The sequence below is a fragment of the Cellulomonas sp. ICMP 17802 genome, from assembly GCF_041295535.1.
Classification (GTDB): domain Bacteria; phylum Actinomycetota; class Actinomycetes; order Actinomycetales; family Cellulomonadaceae; genus Cellulomonas.
Map to the genome: position 1 here is coordinate 34,415 of NZ_JBGFQZ010000006.1, position 21,766 is coordinate 56,180.

At 73.6% G+C, this 21,766-nt stretch carries 27 protein-coding genes; 6 read left to right on the forward strand and 21 right to left on the reverse strand.

The window, feature by feature from the left end:
• Window position 1 precedes the first annotated feature (1 nt).
• Genes AB5970_RS07830 through AB5970_RS07840 form a run of 3 tightly spaced genes read left to right on the forward strand, consistent with a single transcriptional unit; the run spans window position 2 to window position 1,999 of the window.
• Window positions 2-874 carry an aminoglycoside phosphotransferase family protein gene (locus AB5970_RS07830; protein ID WP_370503367.1) on the forward strand — a complete coding sequence of 291 codons (873 nt, stop codon included), beginning with the start codon at window positions 2-4 and terminating at the stop codon, window positions 872-874.
• Between the two features lie 38 nt (window positions 875-912).
• The gene (locus AB5970_RS07835; RefSeq protein WP_370503368.1) at window positions 913-1,521 is read left to right on the forward strand and encodes an isochorismatase family protein; all 609 of its coding nucleotides are present in this window, start codon (window positions 913-915) and stop codon (window positions 1,519-1,521) included.
• Between the two features lie 4 nt (window positions 1,522-1,525).
• Complete coding sequence (locus AB5970_RS07840; RefSeq protein WP_370503369.1) at window positions 1,526-1,999, forward strand: DUF1801 domain-containing protein; 474 nt, start codon at window positions 1,526-1,528, stop codon at window positions 1,997-1,999.
• On the opposite strand, the gene AB5970_RS07845 is transcribed toward AB5970_RS07840, so the two are convergent.
• The 14 genes from AB5970_RS07845 to AB5970_RS07910 form a co-directional block, all read right to left on the reverse strand.
• A complete protein-coding gene (locus AB5970_RS07845) occupies window positions 1,958-2,782 on the reverse strand; it encodes a class I SAM-dependent methyltransferase (RefSeq protein ID WP_370503370.1) in 825 nt (274 codons plus the stop codon). The genes AB5970_RS07840 and AB5970_RS07845 overlap by 42 nt on opposite strands.
• The gene (locus AB5970_RS07850) at window positions 2,779-3,315 is read right to left on the reverse strand and encodes a hypothetical protein (RefSeq protein ID WP_370503371.1); all 537 of its coding nucleotides are present in this window, start codon (window positions 3,313-3,315) and stop codon (window positions 2,779-2,781) included. Before AB5970_RS07850 ends, AB5970_RS07845 begins: the two co-directional genes overlap by 4 nt.
• Window positions 3,308-3,970, reverse strand: a complete 663-nt coding sequence (locus AB5970_RS07855; protein ID WP_370503372.1) for a hypothetical protein — start codon at window positions 3,968-3,970, stop codon at window positions 3,308-3,310. The genes AB5970_RS07850 and AB5970_RS07855 overlap by 8 nt, the downstream gene beginning before the upstream one ends.
• Entirely contained in the window at window positions 3,967-4,731 is a 765-nt protein-coding gene (locus AB5970_RS07860) for a hypothetical protein (protein ID WP_370503373.1), read from the reverse strand. The genes AB5970_RS07855 and AB5970_RS07860 overlap by 4 nt, the downstream gene beginning before the upstream one ends.
• A gap of 4 nt (window positions 4,732-4,735) precedes the next feature.
• On the reverse strand, window positions 4,736-5,182 hold the full coding sequence (locus AB5970_RS07865) for a hypothetical protein (protein WP_370503374.1): 447 nt from the start codon (window positions 5,180-5,182) through the stop codon (window positions 4,736-4,738).
• Between the two features lie 64 nt (window positions 5,183-5,246).
• Window positions 5,247-5,777: a hypothetical protein gene (locus AB5970_RS07870; protein WP_370503375.1), complete on the reverse strand. Its 531-nt coding sequence runs from the start codon at window positions 5,775-5,777 to the stop codon at window positions 5,247-5,249.
• Window positions 5,767-6,756, reverse strand: a complete 990-nt coding sequence (locus AB5970_RS07875; protein WP_370503376.1) for a hypothetical protein — start codon at window positions 6,754-6,756, stop codon at window positions 5,767-5,769. Before AB5970_RS07875 ends, AB5970_RS07870 begins: the two co-directional genes overlap by 11 nt.
• Window positions 6,757-6,758: 2 nt before the next feature.
• A complete protein-coding gene (locus tag AB5970_RS07880) occupies window positions 6,759-7,334 on the reverse strand; it encodes a hypothetical protein (RefSeq protein WP_370503377.1) in 576 nt (191 codons plus the stop codon).
• Entirely contained in the window at window positions 7,331-7,813 is a 483-nt protein-coding gene (locus AB5970_RS07885) for a hypothetical protein (protein ID WP_370503378.1), read from the reverse strand. Before AB5970_RS07885 ends, AB5970_RS07880 begins: the two co-directional genes overlap by 4 nt.
• Window positions 7,814-7,825: 12 nt before the next feature.
• Window positions 7,826-8,893: a polyprenyl synthetase family protein gene (locus tag AB5970_RS07890; protein ID WP_370503379.1), complete on the reverse strand. Its 1,068-nt coding sequence runs from the start codon at window positions 8,891-8,893 to the stop codon at window positions 7,826-7,828.
• A gap of 72 nt (window positions 8,894-8,965) precedes the next feature.
• Window positions 8,966-11,710, reverse strand: coding sequence for an aconitate hydratase AcnA (gene acnA, locus AB5970_RS07895; protein ID WP_370503380.1), 2,745 nt, complete (start codon window positions 11,708-11,710; stop codon window positions 8,966-8,968).
• A gap of 207 nt (window positions 11,711-11,917) precedes the next feature.
• Window positions 11,918-12,088: a translation initiation factor 2 gene (locus AB5970_RS07900; protein WP_370503381.1), complete on the reverse strand. Its 171-nt coding sequence runs from the start codon at window positions 12,086-12,088 to the stop codon at window positions 11,918-11,920.
• An 80-nt stretch (window positions 12,089-12,168) separates the two neighbouring features.
• On the reverse strand, window positions 12,169-13,437 hold the full coding sequence (locus AB5970_RS07905; RefSeq protein ID WP_370503382.1) for a class I SAM-dependent RNA methyltransferase: 1,269 nt from the start codon (window positions 13,435-13,437) through the stop codon (window positions 12,169-12,171).
• Window positions 13,427-15,430 (reverse strand): APC family permease, encoded by a 2,004-nt coding sequence (locus AB5970_RS07910; protein ID WP_370503383.1) that lies wholly within the window; start codon window positions 15,428-15,430, stop codon window positions 13,427-13,429. Before AB5970_RS07910 ends, AB5970_RS07905 begins: the two co-directional genes overlap by 11 nt.
• Window positions 15,431-15,537: 107 nt before the next feature.
• Here AB5970_RS07910 and AB5970_RS07915 point away from each other — a divergent pair, with 107 nt between their 5' ends.
• The gene (locus AB5970_RS07915) at window positions 15,538-16,188 is read left to right on the forward strand and encodes a potassium channel family protein (protein WP_370503458.1); all 651 of its coding nucleotides are present in this window, start codon (window positions 15,538-15,540) and stop codon (window positions 16,186-16,188) included.
• Window positions 16,185-16,859, forward strand: a complete 675-nt coding sequence (locus AB5970_RS07920) for a potassium channel family protein (RefSeq protein WP_370503384.1) — start codon at window positions 16,185-16,187, stop codon at window positions 16,857-16,859. Before AB5970_RS07915 ends, AB5970_RS07920 begins: the two co-directional genes overlap by 4 nt.
• On the opposite strand, the gene AB5970_RS07925 is transcribed toward AB5970_RS07920, so the two are convergent.
• The 4 genes from AB5970_RS07925 to dut form a co-directional block, all read right to left on the reverse strand.
• Window positions 16,792-17,559 carry a DUF3159 domain-containing protein gene (locus AB5970_RS07925; protein WP_370503385.1) on the reverse strand — a complete coding sequence of 256 codons (768 nt, stop codon included), beginning with the start codon at window positions 17,557-17,559 and terminating at the stop codon, window positions 16,792-16,794. The genes AB5970_RS07920 and AB5970_RS07925 overlap by 68 nt on opposite strands.
• 4 nt (window positions 17,560-17,563) lie before the next feature.
• Window positions 17,564-17,932 carry an OB-fold nucleic acid binding domain-containing protein gene (locus tag AB5970_RS07930; protein WP_370503386.1) on the reverse strand — a complete coding sequence of 123 codons (369 nt, stop codon included), beginning with the start codon at window positions 17,930-17,932 and terminating at the stop codon, window positions 17,564-17,566.
• Entirely contained in the window at window positions 17,929-18,690 is a 762-nt protein-coding gene (locus tag AB5970_RS07935) for a DUF3710 domain-containing protein (RefSeq protein ID WP_370503387.1), read from the reverse strand. Before AB5970_RS07935 ends, AB5970_RS07930 begins: the two co-directional genes overlap by 4 nt.
• A gap of 65 nt (window positions 18,691-18,755) precedes the next feature.
• Window positions 18,756-19,226 (reverse strand): dUTP diphosphatase, encoded by a 471-nt coding sequence (dut, locus tag AB5970_RS07940; protein ID WP_370503388.1) that lies wholly within the window; start codon window positions 19,224-19,226, stop codon window positions 18,756-18,758.
• A 38-nt stretch (window positions 19,227-19,264) separates the two neighbouring features.
• Here dut and AB5970_RS07945 point away from each other — a divergent pair, with 38 nt between their 5' ends.
• Entirely contained in the window at window positions 19,265-19,717 is a 453-nt protein-coding gene (locus AB5970_RS07945) for a DUF3093 domain-containing protein (protein WP_370503389.1), read from the forward strand.
• A gap of 64 nt (window positions 19,718-19,781) precedes the next feature.
• On the opposite strand, the gene AB5970_RS07950 is transcribed toward AB5970_RS07945, so the two are convergent.
• From AB5970_RS07950 to AB5970_RS07960, 3 genes are all read right to left on the reverse strand, one after another.
• A complete protein-coding gene (locus tag AB5970_RS07950; protein WP_056090713.1) occupies window positions 19,782-20,081 on the reverse strand; it encodes a DUF4193 domain-containing protein in 300 nt (99 codons plus the stop codon).
• A 161-nt stretch (window positions 20,082-20,242) separates the two neighbouring features.
• A complete protein-coding gene (locus tag AB5970_RS07955; protein ID WP_370503390.1) occupies window positions 20,243-21,088 on the reverse strand; it encodes an inositol monophosphatase family protein in 846 nt (281 codons plus the stop codon).
• A 4-nt stretch (window positions 21,089-21,092) separates the two neighbouring features.
• The gene (locus AB5970_RS07960) at window positions 21,093-21,725 is read right to left on the reverse strand and encodes a trimeric intracellular cation channel family protein (RefSeq protein ID WP_404990616.1); all 633 of its coding nucleotides are present in this window, start codon (window positions 21,723-21,725) and stop codon (window positions 21,093-21,095) included.
• Window positions 21,726-21,766 lie beyond the last annotated feature (41 nt).

Genomic DNA, 21,766 nt, shown 5'->3' on the forward strand with positions numbered 1-21,766 from the left:
CGTGGTCCATCCCGTCCCCGAGGTCGAGGTCACCGAGCTCCTCGCCCGCACCCTCCTGGCCGAGCAGCACCCCGACCTGGCCGACCTGCCGCTGACCTGGGCCGGTACCGGCTGGGACAACGCGCTGTGGCGGGTGGGCGAGCACCTGGCCGCCCGCTTCCCCGTGCGGGCCGTCGCCGCGCCGCTGGTCAGCCACGAGCAGCGGTGGCTGCCGGTCCTGGCGCCGCGGCTGCCGGTCGACGTACCGGTCCCCGTGCGGGTCGGCCGGCCGTCGGCCACCTACCCGTGGACGTGGAGCGTCGTCCCGTGGTTCGACGCCGTCGCCGCCCACCACACCTCGGTGCCCGGCCGCACCGCGTGGGCCGCGGACCTGGCCGACGTGTTCGTCGCCCTGCACCGCCCGGCCCCCGACGACGCCCCGGCCAACCCGGTCCGCGGCGTCCCCCTGGCGCCGCGCGAGCCCGCGCTCCGCGAGCGCCTCGACGCCCTCGCCCTCCCGGACGGCGACCGCGTCCTCGCCCGCTGGCGCGAGCTGGCCGCCGCGCCCGGGTGGGTCGGGCCCGACCTCTGGCTGCACGGCGACCCGCACCCGGCCAACCTGCTGGTGCACGACGGACGGCTGCGGGCGGTCATCGACTTCGGCGACGTGACCTCGGGCGACCCCGCGTCCGACCTGTCGACGGCGTGGCTGACGTTCGACGCCGAGGGCCGCGCGGCCTTCCGGGACCGGCTGGCGTACGACGACGCCACGTGGCGCCGCGCGCAGGCGTGGGCGCTGCACATGGCCGTCGTGCTGCAGATGCACCCCGTCGAGCACCCGACCCTCGCGGAGATCGGCCGGCACGGGCTCGCGCAGGCCCTGGCCGACGACTGAGCCCGACTAGGCTCGGGACCGAGGGATCGGAGCCATCCATGAGCACCGCGCTGATCGTCGTGGACGTGCAGAACGACTTCTGCGAGGGCGGCTCGCTCGCCGTCGACGGCGGGGCTGCGGTCGCCGCGGAGATCACCGCGTACGTCGCCGCGCACCTCGACGCCTACCCCGTGGTCGTCGCCACGCGGGACTGGCACGCGCCCCTGCCGGACACCAACGACGGGCACTTCGCGGCGCCCGGGGAGCAGCCCGACTACGTCCGCACGTGGCCGGTGCACTGCGTCGCGCACACCCCCGGCGCCGAGTACCACCCCGACCTCCGGCTGCCGGGCGACCGGCTGGTCGAGGTGGTCAAGGGCGAGTCCCGGCAGGACTACTCGGGCTTCCAGGGCCGCATCCTCGGGGGCGCGGCGCCCGACGCCGACGACCTGGCCGCGACGCTGCGGCACGCCGGGGTCGACCGCGTCGACGTCGTCGGCCTGGCCACCGACTACTGCGTCCGTGCCACGGCGCTCGACGCCCTGCACGCCGGGTTCGGGGTGCGCGTGCTGACCGACCTCGTCGCGGGCGTCGCGCCGCAGTCGTCCGCCGGCGCGCTGGACGAGCTCGCCGCGGCCGGGATCGCCCTCTCCCCTGCGGGACGGTGAACCGATGGACCGGCCCACCACGACCAGCGCGACCGACGCCGACGTCGCCGCCTTCGTCGCGGCCGTCGAGCACCCGGTCCGGCGGCGGGACGCGGAGCGCCTGATCGCGCTGATGAGCCGGGTGACGGACCAGCCGCCGCGGATGTGGGGACCGACCATCGTCGGCTTCGGCAGCTACCACTACCGCTACCCGTCCGGGCGCGAGGGTGACATGGCGGCCGCCGCGTTCTCCCCCCGCAAGGCCGCATCGACGGTGTACCTGCCGGACGGCGTCGACGCGCACGCGGACCTGCTCGCGTCGCTGGGGCCGCACACGCTGGGCAAGGGCTGCCTGTACCTCAAGGCCCTCGACGACGTGGATCTCGGGGTGCTGGAGGAGATCGTCCGCCGCTCGTACGCCACCGTGACCGCCGGCGCGTTCGGCACCCGCCTGTCGTCACCCAGGGGCTCGGGCGAGCGCGAGCCCGAAGCCGGGTAGCAGGTCGTACCAGCGCACGTCGACGAAGCCGGCACCCTCCAGCAGCGCCCGGAACTGGTCCGGGGTGTGGAACCCGATCCACCCGGGGTCGCCCGCGAGCGAGAGGGTCGACGCCAGCCGCACGAACCACTCCGGGCCGGGGTCGATGATCGCGTAGTGCCCGCCCGGCCGCAGGCATCGCCGCACGCCCGCCGCGGCCGCTGCCGGGTCCGGGTAGTGGTGGTGCGCGAGGCAGTTGTAGACCAGGTCGAACGCTCCGTCGAGGTCCCGCGGCAGGTCGCCGACGTCGGACTGCACGAAGGCCGTGTTGTCGAGACCGGCGGCCCAGGCGGCACGGTGCGCCCCGACGACCATCCCGGCCGCGAGGTCGACGCCGACGACCTCACCGTCCGGCACGCGCCGTGCGACCGCCCGCAGCTCGCGGCCAGGTCCGCAGCCGGCGTCGAGCACGCGCGCGTCCGGCGTGAGCAAGGGCGCGAGCATGTCGAGGGCCTCGGAGAACAGCGGGACGGAGAAGGGTCGGACGTAGAAGTCGTACGCCTCGGCCAGCCGGTCGAACTCCTCGACCAGCCCGTCGTTCTTGGTCGGCGCGTCGAGCAGCCGCGGACCCCGCTGCGTCCGGCTGAGCAACGGTCCCCCACCCGGCGTCGGCGGCGCGGCGTCGACCACCAGCGCCTGCCCGCGCGCCCGGGCCGCCTGCCGGGTCGCGCGCACCGGCTCCGAGACGAGGGCTGCCCACGACCACATGGAGGCGGCGAGCAGCCCGCTCGCGGCCTCGCTCATCCGTCGGTGCGCCGCAGCACGACGGCGATCGTCCCCGCCGGGATGCCCTCGACCCGCACGGTGCTGCGATGGTCGACCCCCGCCACGACCGACTCGGGCACGGTCGCGCGCAGCGAGACGACGACGGACTCCCCCGCCCCGAGCTCGAGGTCCGACGGGGTGACGGCGACCGTCACGTCCACGGGCTGCCCGGACGGGTCGCGGAACGGGTCCACCACCACGACCCCCGTCGCGGGGCTGTCGAGCACGTTCTCGACCTCGAAGGCGCCGGCGGCCACCGCACCCGCGGAGCCCTCGAGCACGAGCATGGCGGCGGCGGGCGCGGGAACGTTCTCGTGGTGATGCTCCGGCGCGCGGGCCGGGGTCCCGAAGGTCGGCGTCTGCAGGTTGACCACGCGCGGCGCTGCCTTGGCGATCGCGCTCACCTCGGTCAGCCAGTCGGTGACCAGCGCGCCCCAGGCTTTGTAGTACGTGATGTTCGCGTCGACGATGCGCCGGACGAGGTCGTCGGCGCCGGGACCCGGCTCAGCCACGGGTGCCGACCGGGACCTGCACCTTGCCGCGCTGCGGGTGGCAGCACGGCGTCGTGTAGAAGTGGTCGTACCAGTGGTGCAGGGTGTCGGGCTTGTCCAGGACGTCGACCTCGTGCACGCAGGCGCAGCCGCCGTCCGACGACGACACCTCCCACCGCACCACGTGGTCCCGGCACCCGCGCACCCAGAGCAGGACCGACACGGCCTCCGCGCCCTCGTCCGGGAGCTTCACCGTCGCCGTGAACGTCGCCGTCTCGTACGGGCCGATCTGCTGCTGCACGGGCACGATCGTCACGGCGGCCGCCCCGCCGCCCGTGGCCCGGATCGCGACGTACCGGCTGGCCGGCCAGTCGTTGGTCACCACGAGCCGCAGCGTCATCGTCGCGCCCGGGCAGCCGTGCGCCGTGACCGTGGGCAGCTTCTCGGGCAGGAAGCAGGCGTCGGGGATCGTGCAGCCGCACGGCTGGGTGCCCAGCGAGACCTGCGGGAGCCGCAGGGCGCCCGTGTCGATCTTCCCGGCCGCCGCGACGACGTCCGACACCGGCGTGGACGACCGCAGCGCGTCCAGCACCGACCGGCCGAACGACATGCCGGCCCCGACCATCGCGTCGAGCGCCGCCGTCGTCTGGTCGGTCATGCTCTGCTGAGTGCTCACGACGACTCCTTCGCTCGCGTGCTCCGCGTCCGCGGCGCCGGCGGTGGCGCCGTGACCTGGACCTCGATCCGAACCCGCACCCCGGCCACCACCCAGGTGCCCGCGTGCTCCGCCACGCTCAGCCCCGCCGGGACGTGGACCTCGCCCACCACCCACGCGTCGGCGCCCGGGGCGAGCGACCCGGCGCCCTGCGTCACCACGACGCGGGCCGCCTCCGACTGGCGTGCCGCGACCGTGTCCGCGACCACCGCCCAGCGGTCCAGGCCGGTGGCCTTGCCCGACAGGCCCGCGACGATCGCGTGCTCCAGCGTCTCGCGCTCCTCGAAGGCCAGGACCGCGACCTTGCCGATCTCGACCGGGACATTGCCGCGGTTCACGGCGTGCACCGAGACGGGGGTGATCGATCCCGCGGGGGCGACGACCGGCACCACGAGCGGTCGCACCTCGACCGCCTGGGAGCCCAGCACCTCGATGCGGACGTCGATCGCCCCGCCGTCCCACAACAGCTGCGCGGTCCGTTCGCCCGGAGGCGCGTCGTCGGGGAGCAGGAGCCGGACCTCGGTGCGTGCCGGGCCTGCCGGCGCCGTGAGCACGCGGACCGCGGACAGGACCGCGTCCGGCTTCCGCGTCGCCGGTGGCACCAGCACGATCGACGTGCGCTGGTCCGGCGGGACGTCGACCACGCCGACCACGGCTCCGGGCGGGCCCACCAGCCGGGTGACCTGGACGTCCTTGGCGGTCGACCCGCCGGCACGCGCCACGGGCTCAGCCGTCCTGCGGGTCGAGGTCGGCGTCGCGCTCGGTGTACCCGCAGCGCTCGCACGGCCCGGGCTTGTACGCCTCGGAGATCATCTGCGCCTCGCCGCACAGCCGGATGCTCAGCAGGTCCATGCCCAGCAGGCTCAGGCCCACCGTGAAGTCGGCCGGCAGGTGCGCACGGGTCTCGGGCAGCTCGGTCACGGCCAGGTTGAGGTTGACCGGGTTGAGCGTGACGGGGTTGAGCGTCAGGGTGGCGTTCAGCGGGTTCAGCGTGACCGGGTCGATGCCCATCTGGATCTTGGGGATCGGGTCGTGGATGGTGATGCCGAACTCGTTGGGGATCCCCGCCACGGTCACGGGCCCGATGGCCCCGATGTGGTCGACCACCACCGGGTTCATGGTGACCGGCCCGATCGGGCCGAGATGACCGTCGAGATGGACGTCCGAGCCCATGGCTACCCCCAGGTTGCCGTGCGGGATGTCGTCACCTGAAGGATCGACCCGGACAAGTCGGGCGTCAACCGGCGGCGCCGCGCGGCTCGTCGGCGAGCAGGTCCAGCCGGCCGAGCAGCGCGATCTCCTCGGCACCGATCTCGGCCGGGTACCAGGCCACGCGCGGCCCTGACGAGCCGCCGGCGGGAGCCCCGGCGAGCAGCTCGTCGGCGAGCCGCTGCAGCGCGGGGAGCCGGACCGACGCGGCGAGCAGCACCTCGACCACCGCGAAGATCGCCGCGACGTCGTCCACGGTGCCGACCACCTCGATCCGCCCGGTGAGCACCGCGTCGCGCACCTCGAGCCGTGCCCCCAGCAGGTCGACCACGGTCTCGCGGTCGGTGCGACCCCAGCACGCCGGGTCGGCGCCCTCGGCGGACGTCACGCGGAGGCGACCCGCGTGGTCGAACCGGACGTCGACCGCGTCGTCGTCCAGGCCGATCCGCGCGCCGCGCGCTCCGGCCAGGCGCCGCACCCGGGAACCGGCGGCCGGGTCACCCGCGTCCAGGCCGGCCACGAGAGCCGCCACGAAGGCGGCGAGTCCCCTATCCGGCACGCTCGACCACCCCCAGCCCGACCGAGTCGACCCGCGTCCCGGCGATCGTGCCGACGCACCGGAACGCCCCGACCAGCTCGTGCAGGAAGCCGAAGCCGGGCCGGGCGGGCTCGGCCATGACCAGCTGGGCCACGTCCCGCACGTCGAACTCGAGGTCCAGACCGTCGAACCCGTTGCTCGCGTGCACGACGACGCGGGACGGCAGGCGCTCGGCCGCGCGGTCGGTGTGCAGGGCGGCCAGCGCGCCGGGCAGCCGCCGAGACGGCCCTCGCCGGCCGGACGCCTCGACCAGGACCTGGTCGCCGACGAACCGGACCACGCGCCCGCCCACCTCCACCGTGAGCAGCACCAGCCCCGTCGAGGTGTGGGCGCTGTTCGTCATCCGGGAGAACACCACCAGCAGGGCGTCAGGGGCGTGCCAGCACGCCCAGTCCCACCCGGCGTCGTCGCCCCACCACCAGCGACCCCAGTTGTGGTCCGCGTACCCGCCGACCCCCGAGAACGCCAGGCTGCCCCCGGGCAGCGCCGCCGTCCCGTCGAGCGCCAGCCGCGGGTAGACGTACCAGCCGAGGTGACCGGTGCCGAACGGCATCACCGACGCGGCACCCAGCTGTGCACCGACCGGCACGCCCTCGAGCGACAAGTCGACGCCGTCACCCGCCAGGCGCGCCCGGGCGGCCACGCGACCGCCCGACGGGTCCACGGCGATCGCGACACCCTCGGTCGCGAGGCTGAGCACCGACGCCTCGACCGACCGGGCGGACGACACCTCGGCGTTGCCGAGCCACCCGACGTCCGGCACGTGCACGAGCGCGGCACCGACCGCTCGGGACGCGGGCGCGACCGGGTCGCCGTGCACCGAGACGTTCACCAGGGCGATCACGCCGGTGCCGTGGTCGAACGCGTTGACGTGCAGCCACTCCTTGTACGCCCCGCGGGTCGGGTCGTCCGGCGCGGGCCGACGCAGGTGGTCGCGCACGGTCAGCGCAGCACGCCGCCGTCGACCCGCGCGGGTGCCGGCCGCCCGGGAACCACGGTGGGCGCCGGGACCCCCGAGCTCTCGGCCAGCGCCTGCACGAGGTCGACCGTGTCCTTGGCCAGCACCCACATGCCGACCACCAGGTCGAGCGGGTCGATGCGCTCCGGGGCCGCCGGGCGGTCGGCACCGGTGGGCTCCGCCACCAGGGGCGGCAGCTCGAACGTCTCGGCCAGGTCGTCCACCAGCAGCAGCGCGGCGTCGTTGCGCAGCTGGTCGAGCACGCGGCTGGCCGGCATGGTGGACAGCCAGCGATCGATGCCGAGCTGCTGCCAGATCAGCGCGGCGTTGGTGGCGGGACGGCCGTGGGCCAGCCCCTCGCGCAGCGTGCGCCCCTCGGCCGTCCCGGCGGCCTGCCGCCCGAGCGCGGCCACGCCGGCGGCGAGCGCCCCCACCACGTCGGCGCCCGACACGAGGGACAGCGCCGCGAGCCGACCGGACAGCGAGGCGACGAGCGCGGCGGTCGTGCGGCCGGCCCGGTCGGGCTCGTCGACCAGACGCACCTCGGCGCGCGGAGTCACGCGACGACCTCCGTCACGGTGACCTCCAGCGGCACACCGGCCGGGTGGAGGCCGCGCAGGGTGACCAGGCCGCGGTAGACCCCCGCGGGCACGTCCAGCGGCACCCGGAGGCGCACGGTCACGCGGGCCTGCTCCGCGGGCGCCAGGAGGCGGAACGCGGGCCGCGCGTCGGCGTCCACGAACCAGGTGGTCCCGTCCTCCCCGACCAGGGGCGTGAGCACCGCCGCCAGCGCCGTGTGCACCCGCTGCCGGTTCTCGACGTCGAGCTGGACAGAGGTGCGCCCACCCACCGGCGCCGACACCGCGAGCCCGTCGGGCGCGTCCGGCCGCAGCACCGTGCCCGGGGAGTGCGGCTCGAACATGCCCTGCACCCGCCGCAGGTAGCGCAGGGTCTCGTCGACCATCCGGCCCTGGAACTCCGTCTGGAGCCGCAGGATCTCGGTCAGCGCCTCGCCCGCGCCCTGTGGTGGCTCCGTCATCGACTCCCCCAGCTACAGCGTCCGGTCGATCACGTAGTGCAGCATCTCGCGCAGAAAGTGACGATAGTCCGCCGAGTCGTCGTCGCGGGAGGGCCCGAGCACCCGCGACTCCAGCTCCAGAGCCTTGCGCGAGTACCGCTGCGCCAGCTCGCGCCCGTGGTCGATCGACCCGTCGCGCTCCATCGCGCCGGCCAGCCAGGCCACCTCGGCGCCGTCCTTGGCGGGCCGCGGCACCCCGAGCAGCCGCAGGGCCCGCTCCCGGTCGGGGGCCGACGACGTGCGCAGGAAGTGCAGGAGCATCACCGTGCGCTTGCCCTCCCAGAGGTCGCCGGCCGACTCCTTGCCGTAGGCGCCCTCGTCGGCCACGAGGTTGAGCACGTCGTCGGTGATCTGGAACGCGACGCCCGCGTGGAAGCCGAGCGCGACCAGCGCCAGCAGCTCGTCCTCGGTCGGCCGCCCCTCGCCCGGCGGGCTGCCGCAGATCACGCCGATCCGCAGCGGGGCGATCACCGTGTACCAGCAGGTCTTCTTGTAGACCATGCGCACGTAGTCGCGGTCCTCCAGGTCGAACGTGCCGGCGGCGATCCAGTCGAGCTCGATCGCCTGCCCCTCGACCGACTCGCGCGCCATCCGCTCGAACTCGCGCAGCACCAGCAGCGCCTTGCGCACCCCGATGGTCGACACGTTCTCCAGCAGCACGCCGACCGACAGGATGTTCGTCGCGTCGCCCACGTTGATGGCCACGGGCACGCCGCGGTCGGCGAACAGGGTCGCCCGCCCCCGCCGGAACGTGGAGGCGTCCTCGATGTCGTCGTGCACCAGGAAGCCGTTGTGCAGCAGCTCGAGGGCCGTCGCCGAGCCCAGCGCCTGCTCGGTGCGACCGCCCGCGGCGATGGCCGCGCTCAGGCAGATCGCCGGCCGCAGCCCCTTGCCCTCGCGCAGCGGGTAGTCGGCGACCAGGTCGTACAGCGGGCCGTAGCCCGTGGCCCGGCGCCGCGTGACCAGCTCCGCGATCTCGCCGCGCACGAGGTCGCGCGCGTCGGCGAGGACGCGCGCGACCAACCGCTCGTCGTGCGCCATGGGCCCTGCCTACCGCACGACGACGGCCCCCGACCACCGCGGGGTGGTCGGGGGCCGTCGGGGTCGTGCCGGTCAGGCCTTGACGAGCGACCGGAGCACGTACTGCAGGATGCCGCCGTTGCGGTAGTAGTCCGCCTCGCCGGGGGTGTCGATGCGCAGCACCGCGTCGAACGCCACGACCGTGCCGTCGGCCTTCGTGGCCGTGACCGCCAGCGTCCGGGGCGTCGTGCCCTCGTTCAGCGCCGTGACGCCGGTGATGTCGAACGTCTCGGTGCCGTCCAGGCCGAGCGAGTCGGCCGACTCCCCCTCCGGGAACTGCAGCGGCAGCACGCCCATCCCGATGAGGTTGGAGCGGTGGATCCGCTCGAAGCTCTCGGTGATGACGGCCTTGACGCCCAGCAGGCTGGTGCCCTTGGCGGCCCAGTCGCGCGACGAGCCGGAGCCGTACTCCTTGCCGCCCAGCACGACGAGCGGGATCCCGGCCGCCTGGTAGGCCTGCGCGGCGTCGTAGATCGACGACTGCTCGCCGGTCAGCAGGTTCTGCGTGAACCCGCCCTCGACGCCGGGGACCAGCTGGTTGCGCAGCCGGATGTTGGCGAACGTGCCGCGGATCATGACCTCGTGGTTCCCGCGGCGGGAGCCGTAGGAGTTGAAGTCACGACGACCCACGCCGTGCTCGGCCAGGTAGAGGCCGGCGGGGCTGTCGGCCTTGATCGAGCCGGCCGGGCTGATGTGGTCGGTGGTCACCGAGTCGCCCAGCTTGGCCAGCACGCGGGCGCCGTGGAAGTCGACCACCGGGGCCGGCTCCGCCTGCATGCCCTCGAAGTACGGAGGCTTGCGCACGTAGGTCGACTCGGTGTCCCACTCGAACGTGTCGCCCTCGGGCGTCGGCAGCGCGCGCCACCGGTCGTCGCCGGTGAACACGTCGGCGTAGTCCTTGGTGAACATCGCGCGGTCGATCGACGCGTCGATGGTGGACTGCACCTCGTCCGGCGTGGGCCAGATGTCCGCCAGGAAGATCGGCTGACCGGCCTCGTCGCGCCCCAGCGGGTCCGACGCGAAGTCGAAGTCCATGGTGCCGGCCAGCGCGTACGCGATGACCAGCGGCGGGGACGCCAGGTAGTTCATCTTGATGTCGGGGTTGATGCGCCCCTCGAAGTTGCGGTTGCCGGACAGCACGGCGGCCACGGCGAGGTCGTGCTCCTGCACGGTCTCCGAGACCTTCTCGTCCAGCGGGCCCGAGTTGCCGATGCAGGTGGCGCAGCCGTAGCCCACCAGGTGGAAGCCCAGCTTCTCGAGGTACGGCCACAGGCCGGCCTTCTCGTAGTAGTTGGTCACCACCTGCGAGCCGGGCGCCATCGACGTCTTGACCCACGGCTTGGCGGTGAGGCCCTTCTCGACAGCCTTCTTGGCGACGAGGGCCGCGGCGATCATCACCGACGGGTTCGACGTGTTGGTGCACGACGTGATCGACGCGATGGCGACCGCCCCGTGGAACAGGTCGAACGAGCGACCCTGGCTGTCGACCGTCGGGTAGACGCGCGTCGCCGACGAGGTGATCGCGGGCGAGTCGGACGCGGGGAACGACTCGCGCTCGGCCTCGTCGACCCCGTTGGTGACCTCGGGGGCGTACGTCGGCAGGTCGCGCTGGAACTGCTCCTTGGCGCGCGACAGCTCGATGCGGTCCTGCGGGCGCTTCGGGCCGGCGATCGAGGGGACGACCGTGGACAGGTCGAGCTCGAGGTACTCGGAGAACAGCGGCTGGACGTAGCCGTCCGACGTCGGGTCGAGCCACATGCCCTGCTCCTTGGCGTACGCCTCGACGAGCGCGAGCTGCTCCTCGGAGCGCCCGGTCAGGCGCAGGTAGTCGATCGTCACGGAGTCGATGGGGAAGATCGCGGCGGTCGAGCCGAACTCGGGGCTCATGTTGCCGATCGTGGCGCGGTTGGCCAGCGGCACGGCCGCGACGCCCTCGCCGTAGAACTCGACGAACTTGCCGACGACGCCGTGCTGACGCAGCTTCTGCGTGATCGTGAGCACGATGTCGGTCGCCGTGACGCCCAGCGGGATGGTGCCCGTGAGCTTGAAGCCGACCACGCGCGGGATGAGCATCGACACGGGCTGGCCCAGCATCGCCGCCTCGGCCTCGATGCCGCCGACGCCCCAGCCCAGCACGCCCAGGCCGTTGACCATCGTGGTGTGCGAGTCGGTGCCCACACAGGTGTCGGGGTACGCCTTGCCGTCCCGGACCATCACGACGCGCGCGAGGTACTCGATGTTGACCTGGTGCACGATGCCGGTGCCCGGCGGGACCACCTTGAAGTCGTCGAACGCCGTCTGGCCCCAGCGCAGGAACTGGTAGCGCTCGCGGTTGCGCTCGTACTCGAGGGCGACGTTGCGCTCGAACGCGTCGGCGCGGCCGGCCACGTCGATCTGCACCGAGTGGTCGATGACCAGCTCGGCCGGGGCGAGCGGGTTGATGCGGCTGGCGTCGCCCCCCAGGTCGACCACGGCCTCGCGCATGGTGGCGAGGTCGACCACGCAGGGCACGCCGGTGAAGTCCTGCATGATCACGCGGGCCGGCGTGAACTGGATCTCGGTGTCCGGCTGGGCGTCCGGGTCCCACTCGGCCAGCGCGCGCACGTGGTCGGCCGTGATGTTCGCGCCGTCCTCGGTGCGCAGCAGGTTCTCCGCGAGCACCTTGAGGCTGAACGGGAGCTTCTCCACCCCCGGCACGGCCGAGAGGCGGTAGATCTCGTACGAGGCGTCACCGACCTCGAGTGTTCCCTTCGAACCGAAGCTGTCGACGCTGCTCACGGGGGCTCCTTCGCTGGCGAGTCTGCCGGTGGTGCTGCCGGGGATGGGGGTCACCCGGACCGCTGGGCGGTGCGACCTCCCAGCCTAGAGCGGCCGGGGTCGCGATTTATCTCGACATCAAGATACATGCTCGCGGGCCCCCGCGCACGCGCGTCCACGTCGGCGTGGCGCGCGCGCACGGGGGCCCGGCGGCCTGTGCCCGCGTCCTCAGCCCCGCGCGGCTCGCTCCGCGTCCACCGCGTCCTGGGCCTTGCGCTCCGCCTCGATCGCCCGCTCGTGCGAGCGCGGGTCGTACTCCGGCGTGCCCTGCTTGTGCAGCTCCTGGGTGACCAGCCGCTTCGCCTCCGCCAGCCGGCTCACCGCGTCCTTCTCGCTCACCGCGCCGCTCCCCTCTGCCGGACCGCTCCGGTCCGGCGACGCCTTCCACGCTAGTCCGGAGCCCGGCGCGGTGCACCCAGTCAGCGCGTGAGGACGGCGACGGCCTCGAGGTGGTGCGTCATGGGGAACAGGTCGTAGGCCTGCAGGTCAGCCAGGGCGTACCCGGCGTCGGCGAACAGGGCGATGTCGCGGGCGAGCGCGGCCGGGTCGCACGCGACGTAGACCACGCGCTCGGGGCGCAGCTCGGTGATCCCGGCGACGACCTTGCGCCCCGCACCGGTGCGGGGCGGGTCGAGCACGACCGCGTCGGCGTGCACCACGTCGGAGTCGGCGTCGACCCGGCCGGACAGGACCTGGGCGACGTCCCCGGCGTGCAGCTCGACGTTCGACCGGTCGTGCAGGTTGCGCCGGGCGTCCTTGACCGCCCGCGCGTCCCCCTCGACCGAGACCACCTCGCCGGTCTCGCCCACGGCGTCGGACAGCGGCGCCGTGAACAGCCCGGCGCCCGAGTACAGGTCGAGCACGGCGGCGCCGTCGACGTCGCCGAGGCCGGCGAGCACCGCGCGCACCAGCAGGTCGGGTGCCTCGCGGTGCACCTGCCAGAAGCCCGTGCCGGCCACGCGGAAGTCGTAGCCGACCTCGCCGTGCTGCACGTGCTCGCGGACCGACGTGCGGGCGTTCGGGCGCCCGTCCATGCGGCGCCGGCCCAGGTCGAACACGGCGTCGTCGACGAGCACGAGCGGGGCGTCCCCGCTGGCCGGCGCGATCGCCTCGACGCGCGAGCCCGCGGGCCAGCGCCGGCCGAACAGGTCCAGCGCGGCGATCGCCTCGCTGGCCAGCGGCATGGACTCCAGCGCGTGCACGTCGTGAGACCGGAACCCGCGCATGCCGGCGCGACCCTCGGCGTCGGCGACCAGGTCGATGCGCGTGCGCCAGCCGAGTCCGCCGCGCTCGTCGTCGCCCGGGGCCGCCTGCACGGGCACCTCGAGGTCGAGCTTGGCCAGCCGGCGCAGCTGCTCGGCCAGGACCGCGGCCTTCCACGCGCGCTGCGCCGGGAGGGCGACGTGCGCGAGCTCACCGCCGCCGACTCCCCCGGGACCCGCGGCCGGCCACGCCGACTCGACGCGGTCCGCGGAGGGCTCGAGGATCTCGACGGCGTCCGCGCGCCAGAACTTCGCGGTCCCGCCGGCGTCGGTCAGGCGGGCGCGGACGCGCTCGCCGGGCAGGGTGTGCCGGACGAAGATCACGCGCCCGTCGTACCGGGCCACGCAATGCCCGCCGTGCGCCACCGGCCCGATCTCGAGCTCGATCAGCTCGACGGGTTGGTCCGGTGAAGTCTCAGTAGCCACGCGGAACGGTACCCCGGACCGGCTCCTCGAGCCCCGTCTGCCCCTCGGACGACGCCAGCTGCCAGGGCACGGAGGCCACGACGACGCCCGGCGTGAACAGCAGGCGGCCCTTGAGCCGCAGGGCGCTCTGGTTGTGCAGCAGCTGCTCCCACCAGTGGCCCACGACGTACTCCGGGATGTACACGACCACGAGGTCGCGCGGGCTGTCCCGGCGGATCGACCGGACGTAGGTGAGCACCGGCCGGGTGATCTCCCGGAAGGGCGAGTCGAGCACGCGCAGCGGCACGGGGATGTTCAGCGCCTCCCACTGCTCGCGCAGCGCGACGACGTCCTCGGGGTCGACCCCGACGGTCACCGCCTCGAGCACCTGGGGCCGGGCCGCCCGGGCGTACGCGAGCGCCCGCATGGTGGGCCGGTGCAGGTGGGAGACCAGCACGATCGCGTGGACCCGGCTGGGCAGCGCGCGGGCCGACTCCGCGTCCGCGCCGAGCGCGAGCTCCTGGCGGACCCGGGCGTAGTGGCGGTGGATCGACTGCATGAGCGCGAACACCAGCGCCATCGCCAGGATCGCGATCCACGCGCCGTGCGTGAACTTGGTGATGAGCACGACGACGAGCACCGTCGCGGTCATCACGAGGCCGACCGAGTTGATCACCCGCGAGCGCTTCATCTGCGCGCGGGTGGCCGGGTCGGGCTCGGTGCGCAGGTGCCGGGTCCAGTGCCGCACCATGCCCAGCTGGCTCACCGTGAAGGAGACGAACACCCCGACGATGTACAGCTGGATGAGCCGGGTCACCTCGGCGTCGAACGCCACGATGAGCACGATCGCGACCAGCGCCAGGGTGACGATGCCGTTGGAGTACGCCAGCCGGTCGCCGCGCGTGTGCAGCTGCCGGGGCAGGTACCCGTCCCGGGCGAGGATCGAGCCCAGCACCGGGAAGCCGTTGAACGCCGTGTTGGCCGCCAGCACGAGGATGAGGCCCGTGACGATCGCCACGAACACGGCCATCCACGGCGCGCTCTGGAACACCGCCGAGGACAGCTGGCTGATGACGGGGTGCTGGATGTAGGACGTGCCCACCGGCACGCCGTTCTCCAGCAGCTGGGTCTGCGGGTCGTCGGCGAACGTCACGCCCGTCGCCCGCGAGAGCAGCAGGATCGACATGATCATCGTGATCGAGAGCCCGCCGAGCAGCGCGAGGGTGGTCGCGGCGTTCTTGGACTTGGGCTTCTTGAACGCGGGGACGCCGTTGCTGATGGCCTCGACGCCGGTCAGGGCGGCGCAGCCCGAGGCGAACGCCCGCAGGATGAGGAAGAAGCCGGCCAGCCCCGTGAGCCCCTGGTCGAACGCGGCGGACGGCGCCAGCTCGAACTTCGCGCTCTCGGCCATGGCCAGGTTGCCCGTGAGCAGCTGGATCGCGCCGACCAGCGCGACCGCGCCGATCGCGAACATGAACAGGTACACGGGGATCGCGAACAGGCTGCCCGACTCCTTGACCCCGCGCAGGTTGGCGATGGTCAGCAGCACCACCAGCCCGACCGCGAACGCGGCCTCGTGCCCGCGCAGCGGCGGGAACGCGGTCGCCGCGTACTGGGCGCCCGACGAGATCGACACGGCCACGGTGAGCACGTAGTCGACCAGCAGCGCGCTGGCCACCGTGACACCCGCGTTGGGCCCGAGGTTGGTGGTCGCGACCTCGTAGTCACCGCCGCCGGACGGGTAGGCGTGCACGTTCTGCCGGTACGACGCGACGACGACCACCATGACGAAGACGACCGCGAGGCCGACCCATGGCGAGATGACGAGGGCCGCGGCGCCCGCGAGCGAGAGCGTCAGCAGGATCTCGTCGGGGGCGTAGGCCACCGACGAGAGCGCGTCCGACGCGAAGACCGGCAGCGCGATGCGCTTCGGCAGGAGCGTGTGGCCGAGCAGGTCGCTGCGGACGGGTCGTCCGAGCAACAGGCGTTTGGCGGCATCCGAGAGGTCCGACACGATGCGCAATGCTAGGCCCGCTCGGGGTCCCTCACACCACCGACACCAGCGCGGGCGCCGGACAGGCGCGGCACGGTATAGCGTGCCGCACTGTGCACTTCGTGATCATGGGCTGCGGGCGGGTCGGGGCGACGCTCGCCAAGAGCCTCGAGGACAACGGGCACTCGGTGTCCGTGATCGACCAGAACCCCGAGGCGTTCCGGCGGCTCGACGCCGACTTCGGCGGCAACAAGGTCACCGGGCTCGGGTTCGACCGCGACACCCTCAAGCAGGCCGGCATCGAGGACGCGTTCGCGTTCGCCGCGGTCTCCGACGGCGACAACTCGAACATCCTCGCGGCCCGCGTGGTGCGCGAGACGTTCGGCATCGAGAACGTGGTCGCGCGCATCTACGACCCGCACCGCGCCGAGATCTACCAGCGCCTCGGCATCCCCACGGTGGCGACGGTCCGCTGGACCGCCCACCAGGTGCTGCGGCGCCTGCTGCCCATGGGCGCCACCGACGAGTACCGCGACGCGTCCGGCCAGATCCAGCTCTCGCAGATCGACATCCACGAGGGCTGGGTGGGCAAGCCGCTCCGGGTGCTCGAGGAGGCCAGCGGCGCCCGCGTCGCCTACGTGACCCGCTACGGCGACGGCATCCTGCCGACGTCGACCACCGTCCTGCAGGAGAACGACACCGTGCACGTGCTCATGCGGGCGGACGCGTCCGCCCAGGTCGAACGAGTCCTCACCACGCCGCCGGCGGTGCAGGCATGAGGGTCGTGATCGCCGGGGCCGGCTCGGTCGGCCGGTCCATCGCGCGCGAGCTGCTGGGCCACGGGCACGAGGTCACGCTCATCGACCGGCAGCCGTCGGCCATGCGGGTCTCGCAGGTGGCGGACGCGGACTGGCTGCTGGCCGACGCCTGCGAGCTGCCCACGCTGCGCCAGGTCAAGACCGACGAGTGCGACGTCGTCGTCGCCGCGACCGGCGACGACAAGGCCAACCTCGTCATCTCGCTGCTGGCCAAGACCGAGTTCGGCGTGCCCCGCACGGTGGCGCGCGTGAACAACCCGAAGAACGAGTGGATGTTCGACGAGGCCTGGGGCGTCGACGTGGCCGTGTCGACCCCGCGGATCATGACGGCGATGGTCGAGGAGGCCGTGACGGTCGGCGACCTCGTGCGGATCTTCACGTTCCACCAGTCCCGCGCGGACATCCTCGAGCTCACGCTGCCCGTGGACTCGCCGCTGGCGGGCGTCCGCGTGGGTCAGATCGAGTGGCCGGCCGACACCGTGCTCGCGTGCATCGTGCGCGACGCGCGACCGATCGCGCCCAGCCCGGACGACACGCTCGAGGGCCGGGACGAGCTGCTGTTCGTCACGGCTCGGGAAGCGGACGAGGCTGAGCTGGAGGCGTTGCTGACCCGCGGACCAGCAGCCAGCTGACCCAGAGGGCCAGGGCAGTGCCCGGCACCCCCATCACCAGCTTGGCGGTGCCCAGCCAGGTGACCTCGGAGCTGAAGTACAGCGGCAGCTGGACCAGCAGTCGCAGACCGAACAGCGCGACGAACGGCAGCGTGGCGATCGCGTAGCACCGACGCAGCGGACGGTCGCGCCGCCACGCCACGGCCCCGGCCCACGAGCCGCCCTCGTTGAGCGGACCCGCCTTGGAGAACAGCCCCACGACGAGGCCGACCAGGGGCCACCCGACCAGCACGGTCAGGAGCGTCCCGAGGAACCACGAGACGTTGATCCACAGCCCGTAGGCGAAGAAGTCCTTCGCGTCGCCGGTGCGCCACGCCCAGAACACGCCGATCGCGACCCCGAGGAAGCCGCCGAACGCCATGGTCGGCGCCTGGCGCTGCACCAGCCGGACCACCACGGTGACCACGGCGGCCGCGAGCGCCACGACGAGGGCCGGGACCAGCCGCTGCCCGGTGGCGACGAAGACGACGACGAACAGCAGCCCGGGCGCGACCGACTCGATGATCCCCCGCGTCCCACCGACGGCGTCCGAGGCCGAGAAGGTGTCCGACGCCAGCACCCGCATGCCGCGCACGGGGCCGTCCTGCGGGTCGACCACGTCGTCGACGGCCTCGAGGAGGTGCTCGGCGTCGTCGGCGCGGTCGTGCGGGTCCACGCTCACCGGGTCACTCACCGGGGCGCGGCCGCAGCTCGTACCGCGGGTTGAACACGGTCCGGCGGCCGTCGATCAGGCACACCAGACCCTCGATCTTCAGGCGGCGGCCCGGCGTCACGCCGGCGATCTCGCGCCGGCCCAGCCAGACGAGGTCGAGCGCACCGCTGCCGTCGTAGAGCTCCGCCTCGAGCGCGGGGACGCCCTCGCGCGGGCGCAGCGTGACGGACCGGATGACGCCGGAGACGCTGGCGCGCGACCGGTCGGTCAGCTGGTCGACCGGCGTGCAGCCGACCGAGCGGTGGGCGTCGGCCCGCTCCTCGTCGGCCTCGATCTCGGCCTGCGACGCGACGGCCTTCTTCAGGCGTTCCTTGAGGCTCATCGGATCTCCGTGATCTCCGGGCCGCGGGTCAGGGGGTCGAAGTCCGGTGCGACCGGCTCCTCCACCTGGGTGCCCGCGGACTCGAGGTTGGGCGTCCCCGGACCGGGGAGCCGCAGGGTGAGCAGGTCGCGGGGCGGGCGGGCGTCGGTGCCGCGCACCACGACGATGCCGGCGAAGAGCTGCTCGAGGGCGACCGCGGCCGCCGGGTCCACCGCGGCGCGGCCGGTCATCACGCCGCGCACGAACCAGCGGGGCCCGTCGGCGCCGAGGAAGCGGGCGGGTCGGTGACCCGTGCGGCCCTCGGGCGTCCGGACGGGCAGGCGGGCCAGGAGCTCGCGCCCGAACGGTCCGGGCAGGTCGTCGGCCGAGCCGCCCTGCTGCGTGACCGACTCGGCGATCTCCGCGCGGATCTCGTCCCAGATGCCCTCGGTGCGGGGCGCGGCGAACGCCTGCACCTGCAGCGACGAGCCGTCCAGCAGGATCGACGCCGCGGACACCACGTCCGTCGCCTTGTCGATCTCCATCCGCAGCTCCATGCCGGGGACGCCGGGGATCAGGATCGCGCCCAGGTCGACGCGCGGCAGGTCGTCGTCGACCTCCGAGGCGTCCCAGGGTCCGCTGGTCCGCTCGAAGGGGACCTCCGCGGGAGCGGAGGGGGCGACCTCGTCGTCGACCGTGCTGGTCTCGTCGACGGTCTCCTCGGTCTCCACCGCGTCATCGGTGGCGGGATCCTTCCCACCACGCCGGAACAGCGCCACGTGCTCACTCCTCTTCGACGCGCTCGCGCGCATCAGTTGCCTACCCACTCGACAGTAGTCCCGACCTACGCGCTCGGTGCAGCCTTCCACCCGCCGCTGGAGCCGAAGCCACCCTCGCCGCGGTGCGACCCGGGCAACACCTCGGCCTCGACGAACCGCACGCGCTCGACCCGCTGCACCACCAGCTGCGCGATGCGGTCGCCGCGGTGCAGCTCGAGCGCGTGCTCGACGTCGGTGTTGAGCAGCGTCACGGCGATCTCGCCGCGGTAGCCGGCGTCGACCGTGCCGGGGGCGTTCACGATGGTGAGCCCGTGCCGCATGGCCAGGCCCGAGCGCGGGTGCACGAACGCCGCGAACCCGTCGGGCAGCGCGATGGCCACGCCGGTGGGCACCGTCACGCGGCCCTGCGGCGGGATGACGACGTCGATCCTGGAGACCAGGTCGGCGCCGGCGTCGCCGGGGTGCGCGTAGGCGGGCGCGGGCAGGTCGGGGTCGAGACGCAGCAGGAGCACCTCGGTGCTGGGGTCGGCCGTCACGGGGCCAGACCCTACCCGCCGGATGGGATGCTGGGTGCATGCCCGACGCACCCCCCACCACGGTCCCCTACGTCGAGCGGCTCTGGCTCGGTCCCGTCGGCTGGGTGCTGCTCGTCGTCTTCGCGCTGATGATGTCCGTCGCGTTCGTCCCGGTCGACCTGCGCCTCGCCGCGGTGGTCGGGCTCGCGGTCGTCGCGGTCGGCGCCGGCGCGCTCGTCCTGGCCGCGCCGCGGGTCGAGGTGCGGGACGGGACGTTCCGCGCGGGCGGCGCCCACATCCCCGTCGCCCTGCTGGGCGACGCGCTCCCGCTCGACGCCGACGCGACCCGGGCCGAGCTGGGCCCGCGCCTCGACGCCCGGGCGCACCTCGTGCTGCGCGGCTGGATCCACACCGCGGTCCGCGTCGAGCTGCACGACCCGCAGGACCCGACGCCCTACTGGGTCGTCTCCACGCGCCACCCGGACCGGCTCGCCGCCGCGCTGCACGCCTGAGGGCCGGTCACCCCGTGGTGCGGGATGACCGGCCCTCAGGTCGGTCGTGCTGTGGTGGAGGTGCTCAGGCCGCGCACTCGGAGCAGACGGGTCGACCGTCGCGCTCGTAGGCGAGCTGGCTGCGGTGGTGCACCAGGAAGCAGCTCGAGCAGGTGAACTCGTCCGCCTGCCGGGGCAGCACCCGCACGGAGAGCTCTTCTCCGGACAGGTCCGCGCCGGGGAGCTCGAAACCTTCGGCCGCCTCGGTCTCGTCCTCGTCCACCACGCCCGAGTTCTTGTCGGAGCGCCGAGCCTGGAGCTCCTGGAGCGAGTCCTCGCTCAGGTCCTCCTCCGTCTTGCGCGGGGCGTCGTAGTCGGTAGCCATGTGTGGCGTCACACTCCGTGGTCTGGATGGAATCTCGTACGCGGGATCAATGCACGCGACGTGCTTTTTGTTCCCGCGCGCGGTGGGATTCTGCACCACTTTCGAGCGTGGAGCGAACCGGACGCGCGACCATATTCGCCACCCTGCCGATGGGAGCGTTATCACTCGTCGGAATCGGCCTCGAGCGCCTCGAGCAACCCGATCAGCTCACCCACGCGACCGGGCGGCCCGGCCACGGTCATCGCCTCCTGGGCGGGGTGTCCGCGCAGGCCTGTGACCTGCGCGCCCGCCTCCTGGGCCACGAGCGCGCCGGCCGCCATGTCCCACGGCTGCAGGCCCCGCTCGTAGTAGAGGTCGAGGCCGCCGGCGGCCAGCGTGCACAGATCCAGCGCCGCCGATCCGACGCGACGAATATCACGTACCCGCGGCAACAGTTCCGCGACGATCCGTGCCTGTGAGCGCCGCCGGGTCGCTGTGTATCCGAACCCCGTGCCCAGCAGCGAGTCGATCAACGGACGCGCCGGGTTCACCCGCAGCGTCCGCCCCTCGAGCCGGGCGCCCAGCCCGCGCCCGGCGGTGAAGACCCGGCCGTCCTCGGGCGCATGCACGCAGCCGGCCAGGGCCGTCCACGTCGCGGGCTCGGGCGGCCCGACCACCGCCGCGACCGACACCGCGTAGGCGGGGAGCCCGTACAGGTAGTTGACCGTCCCGTCGATGGGGTCGACCACCCAGGTGACGCCCGACGAGCCGGCCTGGAACCCCTCCTCCTCGCCCAGGATCCCGTCGTCCGGGCGCAGCTCCGCCAGCCGCCGCCGCAGCAGCGCCTCGGACGCGAGGTCCATGGCGGTCACGACGTCCTGCGCGCTGGACTTGGTCGCCGCCACCGACACGTGCCGGCGCCGGCCGTCCAGGATCAGCGCGCCGGCCTCGCGGGCGAGCAGCTCGGCCACCTCGACGAGCCGGCGGACCTGGTCGGGGGTGTGCGTGTCGGTGCTCACCCCGCCCATCCTGTCAGCGCACGGTCCCCCGCCACGGGCCCGGGGCCTTGAGCTGGAAGCGCAGGGCGCCCACCCGCAGGGCGAACACCCCGAGCACCACGGCGACGCTGGCCTCGGTCGACAGCACGCCGAGCCACCAGAGCAGGGCCGTCGCGCTCGAGCCCAGCAGCGCGGGGATGGCGTACAGCTGGCGGTGGTGCAGCACCACGGGCACCTCGCCGGACAGCAGGTCGCGCAGCACGCCGCCGCCCACCCCGGTCATGACCCCGACCAGCACGGCGGCCGTGAGGGTCGTGCCGTACTCGAGACCCTTGGTGGTGCCCACCACGCTGAACAGCGCGAGGGCGCCCGCGTCGAGCACGACGATGAAGCGGCGCGCGCGCTCCAGCCGCGGGTGGAAGAAGTAGATGAGCGTGGCCCCGGCGGCGGCGGTCGCGATGAACCGCCAGTTGGAGATGCCGACGGGCGGGACGGCCCCGATGAGCACGTCGCGCAGCATGCCGCCGCCCAGCCCGGCCGCCCAGGCGAGCACGAGGATGCCGAAGACGTCGAACTGCTTGCGCACCGCGGCCAGCGCACCGGACATCGCGCCGACGAAGACCCCGATCAGCTCGAGGACCGGCTCGAGAGGGATGTCGGTGTCCACGCGGCCGATCATGGCAGCGACCCGCGACCCCGTGGCGCACC

Coding starts and splice junctions, on each gene's coding strand:
- AB5970_RS07835 (WP_370503368.1), top strand. CDS start 913: ATGAGCACCGCGCTGATCGTCGTGGACGTGCAGAACGACTTCTGCGAG.
- AB5970_RS07840 (WP_370503369.1), top strand. CDS start 1,526: ATGGACCGGCCCACCACGACCAGCGCGACCGACGCCGACGTCGCCGCC.
- AB5970_RS07845 (WP_370503370.1), bottom strand. CDS start 2,782: ATGAGCGAGGCCGCGAGCGGGCTGCTCGCCGCCTCCATGTGGTCGTGG.
- AB5970_RS07865 (WP_370503374.1), bottom strand. CDS start 5,182: ATGGGCTCGGACGTCCATCTCGACGGTCATCTCGGCCCGATCGGGCCG.
- AB5970_RS07885 (WP_370503378.1), bottom strand. CDS start 7,813: ATGACGGAGCCACCACAGGGCGCGGGCGAGGCGCTGACCGAGATCCTG.
- AB5970_RS07890 (WP_370503379.1), bottom strand. CDS start 8,893: ATGGCGCACGACGAGCGGTTGGTCGCGCGCGTCCTCGCCGACGCGCGC.
- AB5970_RS07915 (WP_370503458.1), top strand. CDS start 15,538: ATGGGCTGCGGGCGGGTCGGGGCGACGCTCGCCAAGAGCCTCGAGGAC.
- AB5970_RS07920 (WP_370503384.1), top strand. CDS start 16,185: ATGAGGGTCGTGATCGCCGGGGCCGGCTCGGTCGGCCGGTCCATCGCG.
- AB5970_RS07930 (WP_370503386.1), bottom strand. CDS start 17,932: ATGAGCCTCAAGGAACGCCTGAAGAAGGCCGTCGCGTCGCAGGCCGAG.
- AB5970_RS07945 (WP_370503389.1), top strand. CDS start 19,265: ATGCCCGACGCACCCCCCACCACGGTCCCCTACGTCGAGCGGCTCTGG.
- AB5970_RS07950 (WP_056090713.1), bottom strand. CDS start 20,081: ATGGCTACCGACTACGACGCCCCGCGCAAGACGGAGGAGGACCTGAGC.
- AB5970_RS07955 (WP_370503390.1), bottom strand. CDS start 21,088: ATGGGCGGGGTGAGCACCGACACGCACACCCCCGACCAGGTCCGCCGG.